Annotated in this window: 8 protein-coding genes; 1 reads left to right on the top strand and 7 read right to left on the bottom strand. The window is 52.7% G+C overall.

Going from position 1 to position 19659, the window contains the following annotated elements; all coding sequences use genetic code 11:
* Positions 1 to 76: 76 nt before the first annotated feature.
* From uvrA to KJW29_RS29845, 3 genes are all read right to left on the bottom strand, one after another.
* Positions 77 to 2962, bottom strand: coding sequence for an excinuclease ABC subunit UvrA (gene uvrA / locus KJW29_RS29855; RefSeq protein WP_108993169.1), 2886 nt, complete (start codon positions 2960 to 2962; stop codon positions 77 to 79).
* 15 nt (positions 2963 to 2977) lie between these two features.
* Entirely contained in the window at positions 2978 to 4975 is a 1998-nt protein-coding gene (gene uvrB / locus KJW29_RS29850; RefSeq protein WP_214627361.1) for an excinuclease ABC subunit UvrB, read from the bottom strand.
* A 207-nt stretch (positions 4976 to 5182) separates the two neighbouring features.
* On the bottom strand, positions 5183 to 6337 hold the full coding sequence (locus KJW29_RS29845; RefSeq protein ID WP_214627360.1) for a response regulator: 1155 nt from the start codon (positions 6335 to 6337) through the stop codon (positions 5183 to 5185).
* A gap of 396 nt (positions 6338 to 6733) precedes the next feature.
* Between KJW29_RS29845 and KJW29_RS29840 the strand changes: the two genes are divergently transcribed.
* Positions 6734 to 12874, top strand: a complete 6141-nt coding sequence (locus KJW29_RS29840; protein WP_214627359.1) for an SdrD B-like domain-containing protein — start codon at positions 6734 to 6736, stop codon at positions 12872 to 12874.
* 400 nt (positions 12875 to 13274) lie between these two features.
* Here KJW29_RS29840 and KJW29_RS29835 read toward each other — a convergent pair whose 3' ends face one another.
* The 4 genes from KJW29_RS29835 to KJW29_RS29820 form a co-directional block, all read right to left on the bottom strand.
* The gene (locus KJW29_RS29835) at positions 13275 to 14927 is read right to left on the bottom strand and encodes a transposase (protein ID WP_214627264.1); all 1653 of its coding nucleotides are present in this window, start codon (positions 14925 to 14927) and stop codon (positions 13275 to 13277) included.
* A 449-nt stretch (positions 14928 to 15376) separates the two neighbouring features.
* Positions 15377 to 16714, bottom strand: coding sequence for a PDZ domain-containing protein (locus KJW29_RS29830; protein ID WP_214627358.1), 1338 nt, complete (start codon positions 16712 to 16714; stop codon positions 15377 to 15379).
* Positions 16715 to 16800: 86 nt separating this feature from the next.
* Positions 16801 to 18234, bottom strand: coding sequence for a S41 family peptidase (locus KJW29_RS29825; RefSeq protein WP_246608440.1), 1434 nt, complete (start codon positions 18232 to 18234; stop codon positions 16801 to 16803).
* 187 nt (positions 18235 to 18421) lie between these two features.
* Complete coding sequence (locus tag KJW29_RS29820; protein ID WP_246608439.1) at positions 18422 to 19648, bottom strand: murein hydrolase activator EnvC family protein; 1227 nt, start codon at positions 19646 to 19648, stop codon at positions 18422 to 18424.
* Positions 19649 to 19659 lie beyond the last annotated feature (11 nt).

Below are 19659 nucleotides of genomic sequence, written 5' to 3'. Positions count from 1 at the left end.
CTATGTTAGCCTCTAGACGCTTACGTTGCAAGTCCGAAATCACATTCGTAACAAGTTTGTCACGATTTGACACGGATTATTCTTGCGCGCCTGCTCCTACCTGCTGAAGGCTGCGTTTCCGCTCTTCCGTCCGTCCTCTGTCGCGCTCCAGAATCGGCTTCAAATAACGGCCTGTATAGGATCCCTCTACCTTGACGACTTGCTCCGGCGATCCCGTAGCGACAATCGTACCGCCTCCGTTGCCGCCCTCCGGCCCCAGATCAATCAGATAATCCGCCGTCTTAATGACATCAAGATTATGTTCGATAACCAAGACGGATTCGCCGGCGTCCACTAGACGATGAAGCACGGTCAGCAGACGGTCGATATCATGTGCATGAAGTCCCGTTGTCGGCTCGTCGAGAATGTACAGCGTCGTCCCCGTACTGCGGCGGTACAGCTCGGCCGCCAGCTTAACGCGTTGCGCTTCGCCGCCCGACAACGTCGTTGCGGGTTGTCCTAACGTCATGTAGCCCAAGCCAACATCCAGCAGCGTCTTTACCTTGCGATGAATGCGCGGCAGGTTTTCGAAAAACGTGCAGGAATCCTCAATCGTCATCTCCAGCACTTCGGCAATGTTTTTGCCCTTGTATTTAACCTCGAGCGTCTCTCGGTTATAGCGCTTGCCTTTGCAAATCTCGCAAGGCACATAGACATCCGGCAAAAAATGCATCTCGATCTTGATAATGCCGTCGCCGCGGCAGGCTTCGCAACGGCCGCCCTTGACGTTGAAGCTGAAGCGGCCTTTCTTGTAGCCTCTGACCTTCGACTCGTTCGTGTTGGAATAGAGATCGCGGATATCATCGAAGACGCCCGTATACGTAGCCGGATTGGAACGCGGAGTACGTCCGATCGGAGACTGGTCGATGTCGATGACCTTCTCCAAGTGCTCAATGCCGCGCATTTCCTTGTACTGGCCGGGGCGAACCTTCGCTTTGTTCAAGTCGCGGGCAAGCGTCTTATACAGAATCTCGTTAACGAAGGTCGACTTGCCTGAGCCCGATACGCCAGTTACCGCCGTGAAAACGCCGAGCGGAATCTTGACGTTGACGCCGCGCAGATTGTTCTCCTTCGCGCCGCGGACCTCCAGCCACTTCTCGCCTGTGGCGCGCCGTGTCAGCGGCACCTCGATAAACTTGCGTCCGCTCAAGTATTGTCCCGTCAGCGAGTTCTCGTCGGCCATAACTTCCTGCGGCGTCCCTTGGGAGATGACTTGTCCCCCGTGAATGCCCGCTCCAGGGCCGATGTCGATAATATAGTCGGCCGCCATCATCGTATCTTCGTCATGCTCCACGACGATAAGCGTATTGCCGATATTGCGCATATGCTCCAGCGTTTCGATGAGACGATCATTATCCCGCTGATGCAAGCCGATGCTTGGTTCATCCAGAATGTAGAGGACGCCCATCAGACTGGAGCCAATCTGGGTGGCCAACCGAATCCGCTGCGCTTCGCCGCCGGACAGAGTTCCCGCCGCGCGGCTGAGCGTCAAATATTCCAGACCTACATTTACGAGGAAGCCAAGTCGGCTGTTGATTTCCTTGAGAATAAGATGAGCGATCGTCTGCTCCTTCTTTGTCAGATCCAGGGAGTCGAAGTAACGCTTCGCTTCTCCGATCGAAAGAGACGTAACGAAGGCAATATTCTCGCTGCCGATCGTAACGGCCAGACTCTCTTTGCGCAGGCGCTGGCCCTTGCATCCGCCGCAAGGCTTGGCGCTCATATAATTCTGGATATGCTCGCGCATCATCTCGGATGCCGTGTCCCGATAACGCCGCTCGAGATTGTTGACGATACCTTCGAACGGGACGAAGGCTTCTTTGCGATGTCCAAAATCATTTTCGTAGAGGAACCGCACCTTCTCCCCGCCCGTTCCGTACAGCAGCTTCTTCATCTGCTCCGCCGAAATCTCCGACAGCGGAACGTTTTGAGGAATGCCGTAGTGGACGCACACGGCGCTCAGAAATTGCGGATAATAATTCGAGGTGCTCCCCGCCCAGGCCAGAAAGGCGCCTTCTTCGATGGTCTTGGTGTTGTCCGGCACAAGCAGATCGGGATCCACGATCATCTTGGCGCCGAGACCGTCGCATTCCGGACAAGCCCCGAAGGGACTATTGAACGAAAACATGCGCGGCGCCAGCTCGTCAATACTGAACCCGCATTCGGGACAGGCGAGATTGGAGCTGAACAGAAGCTCTTCCTGGTCCATGACATCTACCAGCACCCGTCCTTCCGCCAGCTTAAGCGCCGTCTCCAACGAATCAGCCAGTCGAGCGTGGATATCCGGCTTCACTACGATCCGGTCGATGATGACTTCGATATTGTGTTTTTTGTTTTTCTCCAGCTCGATCTTCTCGCTTAGCTCTCTAAGTTCTCCGTTCACGCGTACACGGACGTAGCCCTGCTTCTGGATATCGGCAAGCAGCTTGCTATGCTCGCCCTTGCGGCCGGATACGACAGGAGCCATAATCTGCAGCTTCGTCCGCTCGGGATATTCCATAATCCGATCCACCATCTGCTGGATCGTCTGCGATGTAATCTCGATGCCATGCTCCGGACAATGCGGCCGGCCTACCCGGGCAAACAACAGACGGAGGTAATCGTAAATCTCCGTTACTGTACCTACCGTTGAACGAGGGTTGCGGCTCGTCGTCTTCTGGTCAATGGAGATGGCAGGCGACAGACCGTCGATGGAATCGACATCCGGCTTCTCCATCTGTCCCAGGAATTGTCTGGCATACGCGCTCAGCGACTCCACGTAACGGCGTTGACCCTCCGCGTAGATGGTATCGAAGGCCAGCGAGGACTTGCCGGAACCGCTCAGTCCCGTGAGCACGACAAATTTGTCGCGGGGGATGGTCACATCTATATTTTTCAGGTTATGGGCTCGAGCGCCCTTTACGACGATCTTATCGCTTGCCATTGTTTTCTCCTCCTACTACCCATTCTCGGCGCGCAGCTCAAGCAGCGCATCCCGAAGCTCTGCAGCCCGCTCGAATTGCAGGCTCTTCGCCGCTTCCTTCATCTCTGCTTCCAGACGCTGGATCAGCTTCTCGCGTTCCTTCTTCGTCATCTTGCCGGAATCCGCGCCCGTCAAATACTCCGCCTTCTGCTCGGCAACCTTCGTCGCTTCGATGACGTCATGCACCCGCTTGCGGATCGTCTGCGGTTCAATGCCATGTTTCTCATTATAGGCTACCTGAATAGCGCGCCGCCGTTCCGTCTCCTTAATCGCTCGGTCCATGGAATCCGTCACCTTATCGGCATACATAATGACGCGGCCTTCACTGTTCCTCGCTGCCCGTCCGATGGTCTGAATGAGCGAACGGTCGGAGCGCAGGAACCCTTCCTTGTCCGCGTCCAGAATCGTGACCAACGAAACCTCCGGAAGATCCAAACCTTCCCGGAGCAGGTTGATGCCCACGAGCACATGGAAGACACCTAGTCGCAAGTCGCGAAGAATCGCCAGCCGCTCCAGCGTTTTGATGTCGGAATGCAGATATCGTACCTTAATGCCGACTTCCTTCAAATAATCGGTCAGATCCTCGGCCATCTTTTTCGTGAGCGTCGTGACGAGAACGCGCTCGTCTCTTGCGATTCGTTCGCGTGCCTCATGCAGCAAATCGTCGATCTGCCCCTTCGTCGGCCGCAGGTCGATAATAGGATCCACAAGGCCGGTAGGACGGATAATCTGCTCGATCATGGTTGGACAATGCTCAAGCTCGTATGGCCCCGGCGTCGCGGAAACGTAGACGAGCTGCTTCGCTTTTCCTTCGAACTCCTCGAATCGGAGCGGCCGGTTGTCCATGGCGGAGGGGAGCCTGAAGCCATGGTTTACGAGCATTTCCTTGCGCGCCTTGTCTCCGTTGAACATCGCCCTGATTTGCGGCAGCGATACATGGGATTCGTCGATCACGACTAGGAAGTCGTCCGGGAAATAATCCAGCAATGTGTACGGCGTCGATCCTCTTTCGCGGAATGTTAGGGGGCCGGAATAGTTCTCAATGCCGGAGCAGAATCCCATCTCCGCCATCATCTCCAGATCATAACGCGTACGCTGCTCCAGCCGCTGTGCTTCCAGCAGCTTGCCCGCTTCGCGCAGCTCCGCGAGTCTCTCCTCCAGCTCGCGCTCGATGTTTACAAGCGCTACCTTCATCGTCTCCTCGTGCGTAACGAAGTGGGAGGCCGGAAAGATCGCGACATGGTCCCTCTCCCCGACGATTTCTCCGGTCAACACGTCGATTTCGGAGATCCGCTCGATCTCGTCGCCAAACAGCTCCACCCGGATGGCTCGTTCGTTATTCGCCACGGGGAAGATCTCGACAATATCGCCCCGAACACGGAAAGTTCCCCGCGTAAAGCTAATATCGTTCCGATTGTATTGGATATCAACGAGCTTGCGCAAAATGGCATCGCGCGGCTTCTCCATCCCTACTCTCAGAGACAGCACGAGGCTGCCGTATTCCGACGGCGAACCCAAGCCGTAGATGCACGATACGCTTGCTACGATGATGACGTCTCTTCGATCGAACAATGCGCTTGTCGCGGAGTGCCGCAGCTTATCGATCTCGTCGTTGATGCTGGAGTCCTTCTCAATGAACGTGTCCGTCGAAGGGATGTAGGCTTCGGGCTGGTAATAATCGTAGTAACTGACGAAGTATTCTACCGCATTATCGGGGAAGAAACTCTTGAACTCGCTGCATAATTGCGCGGCAAGCGTCTTGTTGTGCGCGATGACCAGCGTAGGCCGGTTCAACTCTGCGATGGCGTTCGCAATCGTATAGGTCTTGCCTGTACCCGTCGCGCCCAGCAGCGTCTGATGGCGCTTGCCGGCGATGACTCCGTCAACAATCGCCTTGATGGCGCCCGGCTGATCGCCCTGCGGCGTATATTCGGATTTAAGCTGGAATACCTTTTCTTGCGGAACTGACTCCATAACCGCTTCCTCCTCCCGTCCGTCTCTGAATGCTGAATGTATACAGTATAGTCAAATTAAGTTCATCTCAACATAGTGATTGACGTTCATAGATAAGAATGTGTGTTCTCATTGATTATATCGTTTCAGCTTATCAGATGCAATGTGAAAATGGGGAATCGCATCATCCGCGAATTCCCCGTCTACTCGATCCTACTATACAGCTGCCTATGAGCGCAGCCCCCGTTCTTCCCGCCATGAAGCAATGGAAGGCGGCAAAGGCAGTCCCAGCTCTTCCATAAACAAATTCTCAAGCTGCGTAGTATAACCTATTATCTTATCGTACTGCCCCAGACGCTCGTAGAGCTTTAGAATGGCTAGCCCGTCCGACTCCTGGTACGGGTCCATCTCTTGCAGCCTGACATACAGCTTGAGCGCCTCGTCCTCTCTCCCTTGCGTCTCCAGGTAGGCTGCCAGCTTGCGTGCGTGGCTCATCCAAAGACCGCTGAGCCGTGCTTGTTCCCCCTCCGCCCACACGTAATCGTGATCGCGCAAGTATCCGCCATCGTAATCAACAAGCAGCTCTTCGATCCTATTATAGAGGGGCGGCTCATGCTCGGATGCGGCGAGAAGCTCCTGCTCCCACCGTTCGTTCTCGATCGTCACATTTTCCCCTACTCGCAGAATGTACGCTTCTTGCATGCTTATATTCTGAATCGTAATATCGAGGCCCATCAGAGCCATGCATTGCCTGATTTGATAGATAGCCGTATAAAGCCGGGCCATCGCCGGCTTCATCCCGAGCTCGGGGAAAAGCAGCTCCAGAATCGTCGATTTGTGCACGGTAGCGCCTCTTCGAAGCAAGAGATAAGCGAACAGCTCCTGCGCCTTGGCCGTACGCCACTTTGGCAGCTCCGGCTCTCCGATGCCCGATTGCACCAGCAGCGTGCCCGAACACAGAATGACGTGGCTTTTGGTATCCTGCTCCGGAAGCTCTTCTATGTCCGGTACCTCTCTCCTGACCACGATTCGTTTAAAAGTCTTCTCGAGACGGTCCCGTACCAGCGGCTTGAGCACGTAATCGATAGCGCTTAGCTCGAAAGCCTCCAGGGCATAGCTGTCGAAAGCGGTCATAAAAACGACCATGATCTCCGGACGACGTTCCTGAAGCATCTCCGCGATTTGCAGACCCGATATTTCCGGCATGTGAATGTCCAGGAACACCACGTCTGGACGCCACTTTTCCGCCTCCGCCATGACGCTCCCCGGTGATTGAAGCGCCACGATTTCGACGGGGACGCCCGACTTCTCTGCCACGGAGCGAAGCTCCTTCTCCAGTAGTATAAGCGCCAGTCTTTCGTCGTCCACCAGCAGCAATCTCATTCGAAGCACCCCAATTCCCCATTCTTGAACATCCGCACGAACTCGCTAGCTATACTTACGTCTGTAAGGACAAAAAGTTGTTGTATTTGAATCCCAAATATATTAATTATCCCGACACGGTTCCTAAATGTCCGACAAAATGTTCAGAAATTGTCGAGTTCTATACGCTACTATGAGTGTAATTATGCTACCAATGACCCAGTCAGATACGATCACTATATTTATCGGGAAAGGAGCCGCAAAAATACATATACATTAGAGATTGTTTTTTTGTTTTCATGAACCGCCCTAATCAACTTTATACATTTAGGCCAACATTGAACCAGGTTTGAAAGGAATGATAGTGTGAGAGCTTCACGATTAAAATTGAGAAAAACACCTTTTGCTAGAAAAAACATGTTTGGCATTGTTCTGGCTTTTCTGGTGCTGTTCCAGACGCTTCAACTGGGCGGTAATACACAGTATACGGCTGCTGCAACAGTGCCTGACGACGTTATCAAGCAGGTCCTGCTACTGCAAGGCCAGTCTTTCTCTCAGTCGGAGCTGCTGGCATGCTTCGATGCTACTGCTACGGATCCAGCAAGCCCGCCAGCCGCTCCTCCGGTCGAGTGTTCTTCCCTGCTTGTATCCGTCAAGAATGGCAGCACCTCTCCAAGCTATTCCGGCGTGTTGAATGCGGCGATTGGCGCACCCAACTATCCGTTCACGCTTGCTTACGAATGGAAAATCGGTGACGACGTGGCCGCGGAAGGCGGCACCTATGTGTTCGATCTTCCTCCGGCACTCAAGCTGGAGAACGACGAAAGCGGCACGCTTGGCGCCGCGGGCAGCTTTACGGTCGACAAAAACACCAAAAAAGTAACGATCCAGTTTAAGGATCAATCCGCCACGCCGTTACTCGAGCGACAAACTTACGGCGGACTCCAGGTTAATGCATGGCTGGAAGAAACAACAGTCATCGAAAATAAAGAAATCGAAATCCGCATTCCGTACAGCGCAACGGGATCCGTTACCTTTGATCTGCCCGTTAACACGGGAACCGTGACGCCTAACATTGAGAAAAGGTTCGTCGGCGTTGACCGGACGGTTAACACATCCCGCATTGATTGGGAGATCGATGCCAACCGCGCTATGGCCGATATTGCAAATTTCATTGTCCGGGATACGCTGCCGACCGACGTGGAACTTGACGCCACAACACTCACCGTCCATCCGCTCCAGATCAACATGGCCGGACAAGTAACGGAGTTGGCGGCGCTGACGCCTGGCCCCACTACTTATTCTGTAGACACAAGCGTTGCAGGACAGTTCAGCATAGTTTTTGGCGGACCGACAAACGCCGCCTACCGCATCAAATTCAGCACCAATGTCAAGAGTACCGCCGACATTACAGAGGCAGCCAAAAGACAAACCAATAATGTGCAGTTGCTGGACGGCACTACTGTTAAAGCCACGAGCAGCGCATACACCGATATAAAACGGGGACCTCTGCTGCGGAAGTCAGCCGACAATTATTTAGCGGATCAGGATCATACCGTAACCTGGACGCTTAATTTCAACTTTGGCGAACTTACGCATACGAATCCGGTGCTTACCGATATTTTGCCGGCCGGGCATGAATTCGTAGCAGGATCTCTGACTGTCGAAAAGGTTCAAGTCAACGCCGATGGAACAGCCGGGTCGACGATTGGCACAGCTTTGACGGAAGGCGCCGGCGCAGACCAATATAGCCTCGCCCCTACGACCTATCCAGTTCCGACAACCGGCCAACGCGACAGCTTCAAGCTGACGCTTAATGGCACGGTAGGCAATGCCTACAAAATTGTATATAAAACCAAGGCAAAAATCACTGTTCCCGTCGTTTCCGATGAAACAAAAAGCAACTCGTTTACCTCCAGTACGGATCCAGGGAAATCAGGCAGCGATTCGGTAAACTATTTGCAAAGAATTATCGATAAGACGGGCAGAGTTACCGATTATAGCAACAAGGAAATCACTTGGACAATTGTACTTAACAAAAACGAATATCGCTTTGAAGAGGATGGCACCACAAAGGTAACACTTGTCGATACGTTTGACTCTCGTGGTTTATCCCTGCAGGACGCCACGCTTACTGTTACGCCCAAGGGCGGCGCAGCTCTGGTCCCAGGTTCATCAACCTACACCCTAACAAAGCGGACGGTCGATGGATTGGAAGAAGGTTTCAACATCGTCTTCTCCGACAGCTACTTGTTCGACAAAGAACATACGATTACCTATAAGACAACGTTTGACTACGATTCGTATCCGGCTGCTTCGGGTACCAATCCGAAATGGTCACCTAGCAACTACCAGTTTAAAAACACAGGCGTTTTCTCGTGGGGCCAAATCGTCGACAAGGCGACCGGAACGACCCGGTATCTCGGAGCCGGCAGCCAAACAGATTCGGCTACGCCGGATCTAAACGCCTATACACAACATAACGGCTATAAAAACGGCACTTATGACGCGCGCGATAAGACTATTTTGTGGAACGTCATGTTTAACTACCATAACGAGACGGTCAGCGGCGCCACACTTACTGATACGCTGCTGAACGGTCAGGAACTGGTACCGGGCACGGTAGTTATTAAACGACAAACGATTGGCAGCGATGGAACCGGCACATTGACTGATGCCGCAACGTTAGTTGAGCCTGCCAACTACACGGTTAGCTACAACACGTCTGGCCCAAATCCAGTCGTTACGATCACCTTTGCGGGGAGCATAACCGGCCCGCATCTGGTTACGTTCAAGACGGAGCTGAACGGTGAAATTGTACCGAAAACGATTAACAATACGGCCGAATTCAGGAGCAGCAGCAACAACTATCGCGCCACTTTGAACGCAAGTGTATCACCGAATTTCGGTAACGATTTTATCGTCAAAAGCTTCAGGCAGCCGGATAACACGGCTTTGCGATTGGCAGAATGGACGTTGTGGATTAACCGCAGTTTGTCCAAGCTGAATGAAATTGTCGTAGAGGACACGCCTGATCAATATCAGACAATCGTTCCGACTTCATTCACGCTGCACAAAATGGTGCCCAATATCTCGAATCCGACGCAGAACAGCCATTTTACCGCAAGCCCGTCAGCACCGCTAGTAAAGGGGACGGATTACACCGTGGAACCGCTCGACGGCACGTCTAACGGCTTCAAATTGACGATCGCGAATCCTGGCGAAGCGGCCTATAGGCTGGTTTATAATGCTCTTCTCTCGGAAAACGTAAATAACAGCACGACCAATCAATACAAAATGAGCGGCTGGGGATCCACGATCGAAAGCACGACGTCTCAGCACACATTTAATGTGAATAAAAGCTCAGCTTCCGGCTTCTCATTCCCAAACAACGCAGCCTACAAAGGCAGCGTCAAGTTGGTCAAGCAGGCCAAGGACGACAATGACGTGAAGCTTGAAGGCGCAGTTTTTAAAATTAAGCCGAAATACGGAAATGCAGATATTCCGGCAGCAACCACAGATAAGTTTGGCGTAGTGACCTTCACCAATCTGCCATTCGATGTGTACGAAATCGAAGAAGTAACCGCGCCTAATGGCTACAAACTCGATACGACCAAACGGGAAATTATTATCAATTCGACCACTGAACAATTAGTATCTTGGGAGAATGTAGCAAACAGCGGTAGAATCGGCAACTATGTTTGGCTGGACCGTAATCGCGACGGCGTGCAGAACGACGGCCCGGAATCCGGCATTAACGGTATTACGGTCAAGCTGTACAAAGTCGGGGATCCAACTTTTATCAGAACGACCACTACAGCTGATAGCACCGGCCTGGGCAATCCGGGGTACTATCTGTTCGATGGACTGGAACCTGGAGATTACGAGGTGGAATTTGAAATTCCAGATAGCTACAAGAAGACTCGCAATGTAGCGGGGCAACCTGAGGTCGATTCAAATCTACCTGAATCGGACAATAGTACAAGAACAGGTGTCATTAAACTTGAACGTGATGCACATAACAAGTTTGAAGATCTGACCATTGACCTCGGACTCGTCGCCCAAGGCGCCATCGGAGATTACGTATGGCTCGATAGAAATCGTGACGGTGTGCAAGATAGCACAGAGCGAGGCATCGATGGCATTGAAGTGATTCTGTATGATAATAACGGTACGGAAGTTGAACGGACGACAACTGGGCCTCATCCGACCGAAGGAACGACTGGATACTACTGGTTTGAACATCTGTTGAAGGGTACCTATGTCGTCGAATTCCTCGTGCCGCGCAGCTACAAGCCTACACGAGACGACCATAACAATTCTGCAGCGGATTCTAATAACACCACTGAGCAACCGGCACTTGGAGACGGACGCATTCCATACCGGACAGACGATATTGTAATTGGCCCTTCTCCTTCCAACTGGGAGGATCCGACTATTGACCTTGGCCTCGTCGGACGCGGCACAATCGGCGATTATGTCTGGTTCGACAAGGACAACAATGGTAAGCAGGGAGATTCGGGTGATTATGGTGTAGACAACATTACGGTTACCTTGTACACCAAAGACAGCAGCGGCGATTATGTGTATATGGAAGAAACCACAACAAGTAATGGTGGCAAATACTTGTTCGAACATCTGTTGGAAAACGATTATTATGTCAAGTTTACGGTGCCGGATATTTTTGATCTGACCGAGATGGAAAAATCGGGAGTTAGCCCCGATGAGGATTCCAATCGCATTTATACGGCGGATGTAGCCCCTGATTTAGCCGATATTGGAGTCACAGTTGATCCGATTCGTATAGGACCAGAGCCCGGCGAGTTGTGGGAAAATCTGACGATCGATCTTGGTCTGACTGGCAAAGGCAGAATCGGCGATTATGTCTGGCATGACCGCGACTGGGACGGTACGCAAGATGAAGATCCCGAGCATGGTATAAACGGCGTCAAGGTTTATCTCTATAAAGACACCACTTCCATTGCGCCTTACAAAGAAACGACAACGGCAAATGACAGCCATGGACAGCCGGGCTACTATATGTTCACGGATTTGCCGGAAGGCACGTACTATGTTCGTTTCGAGTTTGACGAGACAGAATACAGCAAGACCAGAACGGGTCAAGGCGATTCATCGACGGATTCCAATTTCACCGAAAACGATCACACTACAAGACGGATAGACATTGGCGACGCCACAACTTGGGTCAATGAAACCATTGACCTCGGTCTGGTAGCCCAAGGCGAGATCGGCAACTACGTCTGGTTCGATACGAACCGCAACGGCATTCAGGACGCCAACGAGCAGGGAGTAGACGGCATCCGGCTCAACCTCTACAAAAACGGTACAACGACCATCTATGCCACAACCGATACGGTCACAGGCGGTCCTGACAATAAACCGGGCTATTATCTCTTCGATAACCTGACCAGCGGCGATTATTATGTTCAAATCGAGCTGGACAGCGATCACGAAGTGACAATTGCCGAAGAAGGAACGGGTCCTGATGCGCACAAACTTGACTCGAATGCGGTAAATGCAAGCAACAGAACCGACAAGATTGAAATTCGTCCGATAAATTGGATCGACCACACGATTGACTTCGGTATCGTCCGCAAGGGCGCAATTGGAAACTACGTATGGTACGATACTGATTTCAATGGCACGCAAGACGAAGAGGATCGTTATGGCATGAACGGGGTAACCGTCAAGCTCTACGACTCCAACAAAACATTGCTTGCAACAACGATTACTGCCGATAAAGACAGCAAGCCGGGCTACTATCTGTTCGACCATCTGGTAGCGGGCGACTATTACGTTCAATTTGTAACACCTTATTACTATATCCCTACTAAGCAAGGGGCACCTGGCGTTTCCGCCGAGTTGGATTCCAATCCTACGTTCGATGGATTCACCGAAGCCATCGAGATTGGTCCTGTCGGACCTGCTGTATGGCAAGACATGACCATCGACCAAGGTTATTATTACGTTCCTCCGGTATTCCCGACGCCAACGCCATCTCCATCGCCGTCGACGGATCCGGAAGAGACAGAGGAGCCGGGCATTACGCCTACACCAACTCCTTCACCAGGAACGGGAACGCCGACACCGACTCCGACACCTGGTACAGGTATGCCGACTCCGACTCCGGCTCCAACGCCGACGTCGACGACCGTAACGGAGAAGACGCCGGAAGATACGCCGATCGATGTCGAAGTCGATGTGCCGAAAGGCGGCACGACCGCTACCGGTACGCCGCCTAAGAACGGCAGCGTTACGATCACGCCGGACGGTAAAGTCACCTATACGCCTAACAAGGGTTACACGGGCAAAGACAGATTCTCCGTCATCATCAAGGACGCTGACGGCAACGAGGAAGAATTCTGGTTCGACATCGATGTCGAGGAGCCTCCTCGAGGAGGACTCGAGGGTACTCCTGACGTAAGTACGCTGCCCAAGACAGGTCAAGATAGCTATCTGATGCTCTATTTGCTTGGTGCAGCCTTCGTCGCAATCGGCATCTACTTGCGCTTTAGAAACAACCGCAAAACGTCCTAAGCAGAGCAACACTTTACCTTAAGCTGGCGCCACCTCGCGAGGATGGCGCCAGCAAGTTTCATTTCGAGAAAGAGATAGAGATTATACAGTGAAACTTGCAGGTTATTCCGCTTGACGAAAAATAGGCAAAACTAAAAAAATGGCGGTGCAGGGGATCCCTGTACCGCCATTTTTTTAACATAGTATAAAATCCCCGCCCTATTTCAGGTTGGGTAGGTTGCCCTTATACCTACAGCTCCAAAAGGCGCTACACTTCGAGCTGTAACCCGATTTTTGAGACTGTCGATTAAATAACCCTCAGACTATCCCGCATCGTGTTTTTTGTATTTTTTTACTTCTAGCCCCTTGTGGCGTCCAAATCCGGGCATATCATGCCCGTTTTTTGTTCCTTTTGCTCCCCTTAACCGGAAAATGCCCGTAGCTGACCAGAGCCACGCTTTCGCTGAAAACTCAGCGTAAGCGAACCCTGCGCATGTTTAACGATTTGCTTCAGATTCGTCACCGCGGCCACAATTTTTGTGTCTATACGTCGCTTCTCCCGGGAACGTAATCGCGTTCTGCCCAGCCCGTTGTGGTTTTTCATCTCATTACATTTCCGTTCAATGTTCGCACGCTTCTGTAGTAAAGTCTTGCCTTCATCGGTCGCATTAAAGACTTCTGCTTGCTTGAATTCCGCATAGTAATCACTGATGAAAATGGTTCTTCCGGTCTTTTTGCTCGTCGTGCATTCCGTTCTAACCGGGCAGTTCTTGCATTGCGATTTGGCGAAGATATATTGCTTGCCAAGCTCCCCCCGCATGTCGTGAGCCTGAGTGGTTACTTGACCTTGGGGGCAGGTGACCGATTCTGTTTCGAGATCGTAGTGGAATAAGTCGCTGGACATGAGTCCTTTCGCGTTGACGCCAACCGATTTTAGTGGTGCTACAAGTTGCATGCCTTCTTTCGTTAACGCCTTACGGTGCGCGCCGTATCCGTACGCAGAATCGCCCAAGACATACTCAGGCTTGGCGTTATGCTCTTTCATCACAGCGCTCACGAGTTCCTGCAGACGTTCGCCATCCGGCTCATTGCCTGCAATCGGTTCCGCATTGAGCACGATGCCATTGGTTTCTGATATGACCACCTGTACCTTGTCACCGAAGAATTGTACGGTTTTACTTTTGGCACCATTTCGCTTTTCCGGATCGACTGCGCTGCCAATACGGTCTTTGAGCCGTTTTTTACGCTCTATTTTTTTGTAGGGTACATGGGGATCATTCGGGTCTTCCGGGTACGCATTCTCCATTAAAATCTGGAACAGAATGGCCTGGTGCTCCAACGAAACCAGTCGTCGTTCCGGATAAGACCATGTCCAGAATAAGTCGCGAATCGAATCCTTTTCAAACCAGTGCAGCAGTTCGTACGCCATTAGAACCAATTGGCTGAAAGCAACGGCGAGATCCTCAGGCGTCGCATGGGGAGGAAGCTTGGCGGTCAACGGACGCAAGTCAAGCCCGGTAAGTGCGCGGTCAAACAATTGCCGGTACGCACGTTTCAAATGATTGAGCACCCGGACAAAGGCATGTTTGATTAGACGATAGGATGAGCGGTAAACGGCATTCCCTTGCGTTACGAAGGAATCGACAATCCAAATGTCCTTGTTGTCGCCCCACAACCCCTTTTGTTTGGCTTGTGCGAGAATGTGGTGATGACAAGCGTCAAACAATGCCGAACCCAGCCGGTCGCGGTCAAGGCCGATCGTACTGTGGTCGAACCCCATAAAACTGACCGGAACGCCCAAAAACCGCTTAATGAAGAGATCGCCAATGACGCGCTCCTCCATCTCGCGATCCGAAAGGTTGTAATATCGCTGGACAACGTGCAGCTTAAACTTTATGGATGGTGCATAGGGTTTTGGACCGCGCGACGAGTAGAGATGAGCACAAATGCGATCCGCGAAGCTAAAATCCACGAGTTCATCGACCTTACTCCAGATCGGATGCTCGGGCAACACGGAGTAAACCTCGATATCCGCAAATGAAAGCTGCTCAAACTGTTTGAACGCGACTGCCATTGTCATTCTCTCCCCTCAATATAAATCTATTATACCACGATATAGGGAGTTATTTAGAGATATTTGAAGAAAACGGGTGGTTTTAATGGATATTTAGGGATTTTTATTTGTGCATGTTCTAGAGTTAATCGACAGTCTCCTCTTTCGGGCTACAGCGCCAAAAGGCGCCACTCATCGAGCTGTAACCCGATTTTCTCGGGCTACAACTCCAAAAAGCGCCACTCACCAAGCTGTAACCCGATTTTTTCGGGCTACAGCTCCAAAACGCGCCACTCATCGAGCTGTAACCCGATTTTTTCGGGCTACAGCGCCAAAAGGCGCCACACATCGAGCTGTAACCCGATTTTTTCGGCTTACACCGCTTTCGTATTCGCGTGCATCTCATGTCCGCGTTCAGTCTTTTCCTTACGTCTTAACGGAACAGCATTATGTCAGCCTCCCGGCGCCCGTCACACCTGCACTTTCTCTTCGCCGCCGACAGCTCCCACGGGAGAAGACTTCTTGCCTCCCCGCTTATTCGATGCCCGGCGTCCTCTCAGCAGCTCCATTAAGGAAGAAGCCCCGTCTGCCGCATAGAAGTTGGCTCGTTCATCAGGTGCAAGAATAACGCCCAATTGATGATGCTCGCCTGCGTAACGCGCACGTTGCGCGAACTTGGGTTCGCCGCCTACCGTCAGAACCTCCAGCTTGCAGAAGGCTGAATTGGCCCCGAGCGCTCCGTACAAATCTTCTTTGGTGGACACTCGCATTCCGTTAACCTTGTAAATCACTTCCCCTGCCGACAATCCCATAGCCTCCGCCGGCGTTCCCGGGACAATGCCAAGTATGCGAAGACCGCGCGCATCGTGCACGTAGAGAGGCTCACGGCGCGCCTCCATGGCCTTACTCCTCCATACAAGCGCCTCATGCAAGATGATCGACAATAATGCCGCGATCGGCAGCAGCGCAGACTGCCACCAGGCTGCCAATGCCGCGCCGCCCAAGATGACGCTATAGAGCAGAAGACCCTTGGCCGCATGTCTTGCCTTAGCGGCGGGCAGAAGCGATCTTGTCATCTCGGTAAAACCGATAATCATGGGCAATGCCACGAGCGTCCAGCCCTCTGCTCCTGTTCCGCCGAACAACGTCGGCCATGGCAGAGAAGCGCTCGCTGCGGCCGACGCCCCCGTCTCCGCCGATACCGGAGTCAGCAGCAGCAGTGGGACCGGCCAAAAGCCTTGAAGCATATAGCCGCCTACCAGCTTGCCTCTCTTGCCCTCCAAAAACAGCGGCGTCGACAGCTTGTCGCCTTGCAGACGGACTAACAGTGCTTCCGCCAGATGAAGCATCGCGACTAGCAGCAGCAGGCCTGCCGCGTCAATCCGGGCCAACGACGACGCCATCGCTCCGATTCCATCTCCCCGCTCCGCCAAGGATGTGAAACCCGCTATCCATTGCAGCAGTGTCACTACACCGGCGCTATACGCGAAGCACAGATAACGAATGCGCGCCAGCATAAGAAGCGCAGCGATCCCCCACAACCATAGCACAGCCGATGGGGAGAGTGACGCACCAATAAAGACAGATATAAGCGATAGTCCCAGTCCGACCAATAAACCTGTGACGACCGCCCGCAAGGCCATTCCCTTCCAATCATGAAGCTTGACCGCGAACAACTGCCTCTCTAGCCGCATCTGTCTTGAATATTGAAGAATGATAAATAATATAGCCAAATAGAAGAAGGGGCCCGACGCCAGCTGCAGCGCCGCCGATCCCAGCATGTCCGCTATTGCACGAGCTGTCTCCAATTCCTCCACTCCTCGCCTCGCACTAAAGTAAAAGGTCAGCTCCGCTGGCGCGAAACCGACCTTTGTACCATTCGACGCGTTCGTCGCTATTTCCTGCTTACCGCCCGAATGGCTTCCAGCAGTTGAACATCATGTTCCTTATTTTGAATCCACTCGATGACGGCCTGCTCCAGCTTCTGAGCCGTCTTGGTATCTATCTCGCCTGTGGATGGCAGTCCTTTATCGTTCTGGAACTTTCGAACTGCGCTCGCTGTCTCATCGCCGAAGTAGCCGTCCTCGCGCTTAGGCTCATAACCGAGACCATGCAGCATAATCTGGGCGCTGCGAACGGCCTCGCTGAGCGTATCTTGCTTCAGCGTCTCTTGCAGAGATATTCTGGCCACCGTATACAGATCCGGCGGCTCCACGACAAGATCCGGCGTAATGCCTTTCTCATGGATCCAATTTCCGTTTGGCGTCAACCACTTGGCGATCGTCATCTTAACGAGGCTGCCGTCGCCGAGAGCCTTGTTGTAGCTCACTTGCACAGTCCCCTTGCCGAACGACTGCTCGCCGATTACCTTGGCGCCGGCTGCTTCCTGCAAGGCTCCGGCCAAAATTTCGGACGCGCTTGCGCTGCCCTTATTTGTCAGAACCGCGATGGGATAAGACTTTGCCTCGCCGCCTTTGGCCAGCGTCTTGTCGCGATTGCCGTCGCGGTCCTCCACCTGAACGACTGTCGTGCCTTCCTTCATCAGCAGCTGCGATATTTCAACGACGATTGGCAATACGCCGCCCGGATTATTGCGCACATCCAGGACAAGCCCCTTCATGCCGCTTTGCTCCAGCTTCGCCAGCTCTTCCTTGAATCGCTTGGCCGTGTGCAGAGAAAATTGCCGGATCTCGATAACACCCACGCCATCCGGTCTCAGCGCCCCATAAACCGTCTCCACATCGATGTCGTCCCGAATCAAGACGAGTTGGATCGGCTCCGTTACTCCGCTGCGTTGCACCAGCAGCTTCGCCTTCGTTCCCTTCGGTCCGCGGATCTTGCCGACAGCCTGCTGCAGGTTAAGTCCCGCCAGACTGTCGCCATTAACGGAGATCAGCACATCCTTGGCCAGCAGGCCCGACTTCTCTGCCGGCGAACCTTTAATCGGTGCGACAACGACAATCTTGCCGTTTTCGGTCGTCACCTCTGCGCCGATGCCCGTAAAAGAACCTTCAATGGATTCGGAGAAGTGAAGCGCATCGTCCTTCTCCATATAGACGGAGTACGGATCGTCCAGCGCTTCCATCATGCCGCTCACAGCGCCATCCAGAAGCTCTTCCCGCTCCACCTTCTCGTAATATCTGGTCTCGATCAGCTCGAGCACCGCATTGAGCTTCGCCAGCTCTTCCTTCTTGAAGCCTGGGGCACCGCCAGCATCCGCGGCCGCCGCGACGACCTTCTTGCTCCCTGCATCCGGAATAATAAGCCGATCGGCAATCGTCATTGTGACGAGCACGGATGCGATCATCGTCAGCAATACGAACGTCATTACGGTTCTTCCTTTAAAGTACATCCGGTACACCACCTTATCGATTTCCCGTTTGTGACGGCCCCACTATTATATGACAAGCCGATCACAATTATTTACAGGAGGCTTCTTCGAAAGTCATATGGACAACAAGGGCAGCCCTCTTGAGGGCTGCCGCTTGTCACTGATGAGATATGGATGATGTCAATTATTTCAGATAGCCGCCCGGATTGACTGGCACTTCGTTCTTGCGCACTTCGAAGTGGAGATGCGGTCCAGTGGAATTACCCGTGCTGCCAACCTCGGCGATTTTATCGCCTTTCTTCACTGTGTCGCCTTCATCAACCAGCAGGCCGCCGTTGCGGATATGGGCGTACAATGTCCATAATCCGTTGCCGTGGTCGATGACGATACAATTGCCGTAGGTGCTCCATACTTGCGAGATAATGACCCTTCCGCCTTCGGCCGCATAGATCGGCGTACCGGATGGAGCTCCGAAGTCGATGCCCGTATGGGTATGCTTCTTGCCGGAGATAGGATGAACCCTGGTTCCGAAGTTCGACGTTACCCGATAACCCTGTTTGATCGGCATGCCCAGCTTGCCGCCAGAATAAGGATTCTGAATGCGGTTCTTCTCCGCTACGAGCTTCGACCTCTTGGCGGCTAGCGCCATAAGCAGCTTCTCCTGCTCCTCGCTGATTTCCTCCAATTGATGCAGTGTCTCATCGAGCTGCTGGAGATTGGCATTATAGCTCGCGATTAGCACTTCCTTTTCGGATTCCTTCTTGACAAGGTCTACCTGCTGAAGCTCCAATTCCTGGAACAAAGCTTGAATATCGGCATATTGTTGCTCGATCAAAGCTTTCTGCTGTTCGGCGGTTTCCTTGTCCTTTTTGTGCGCTGCCAACGTCTCGCGATCGGAATCCAGAATCGTCTGGATCGCATCGAATCGGTCCAGAAAATCCCCGAAGCTGTTAGAGCTGAATAATACATCCATATAAGAAACGAAGCCGTCCGTATACATCACTCGCATGCGAGACTCCAGAAGCGCTTCGCGTTTGACGATTCTCTCCTGAACGGCATCGAGAGCAGCGCCGGCTTGCAGCAACTCGGCTTCCTTCGCGTCCACCTGTTCCTGCGTCTTCTGCTTCTCGACGGCAACTCGGTCGATTTCTTTCATCAGGCTCAAGATCTCATTTTGGAGATCCGCTTTCTTAACCGTCAGGTTCTGCTTTTGGGATTCCGCCGACTTCGCATCCTTGGCTGCGTTCGCCGCCGTTCGTTCGGCTTCCTTGATCTGTTTGTTCGCGGCCGCAATGTCCCTTTCGATCTGCGACAACGACGCCGCCTGGACTTGTCCGCCGCTACCCGAAGGTTGGATCAGGAATACGGTTAACAGCGCTGCTACGAGCAGCCATGCTCCAGCTTTTCTCATATACATGCTTC

This window comes from Paenibacillus agaridevorans, from assembly GCF_018604145.1.
Classification (GTDB): domain Bacteria; phylum Bacillota; class Bacilli; order Paenibacillales; family Paenibacillaceae; genus Pristimantibacillus; species Pristimantibacillus agaridevorans.
This window is presented reverse-complemented; position numbering and strand designations above follow the sequence as displayed.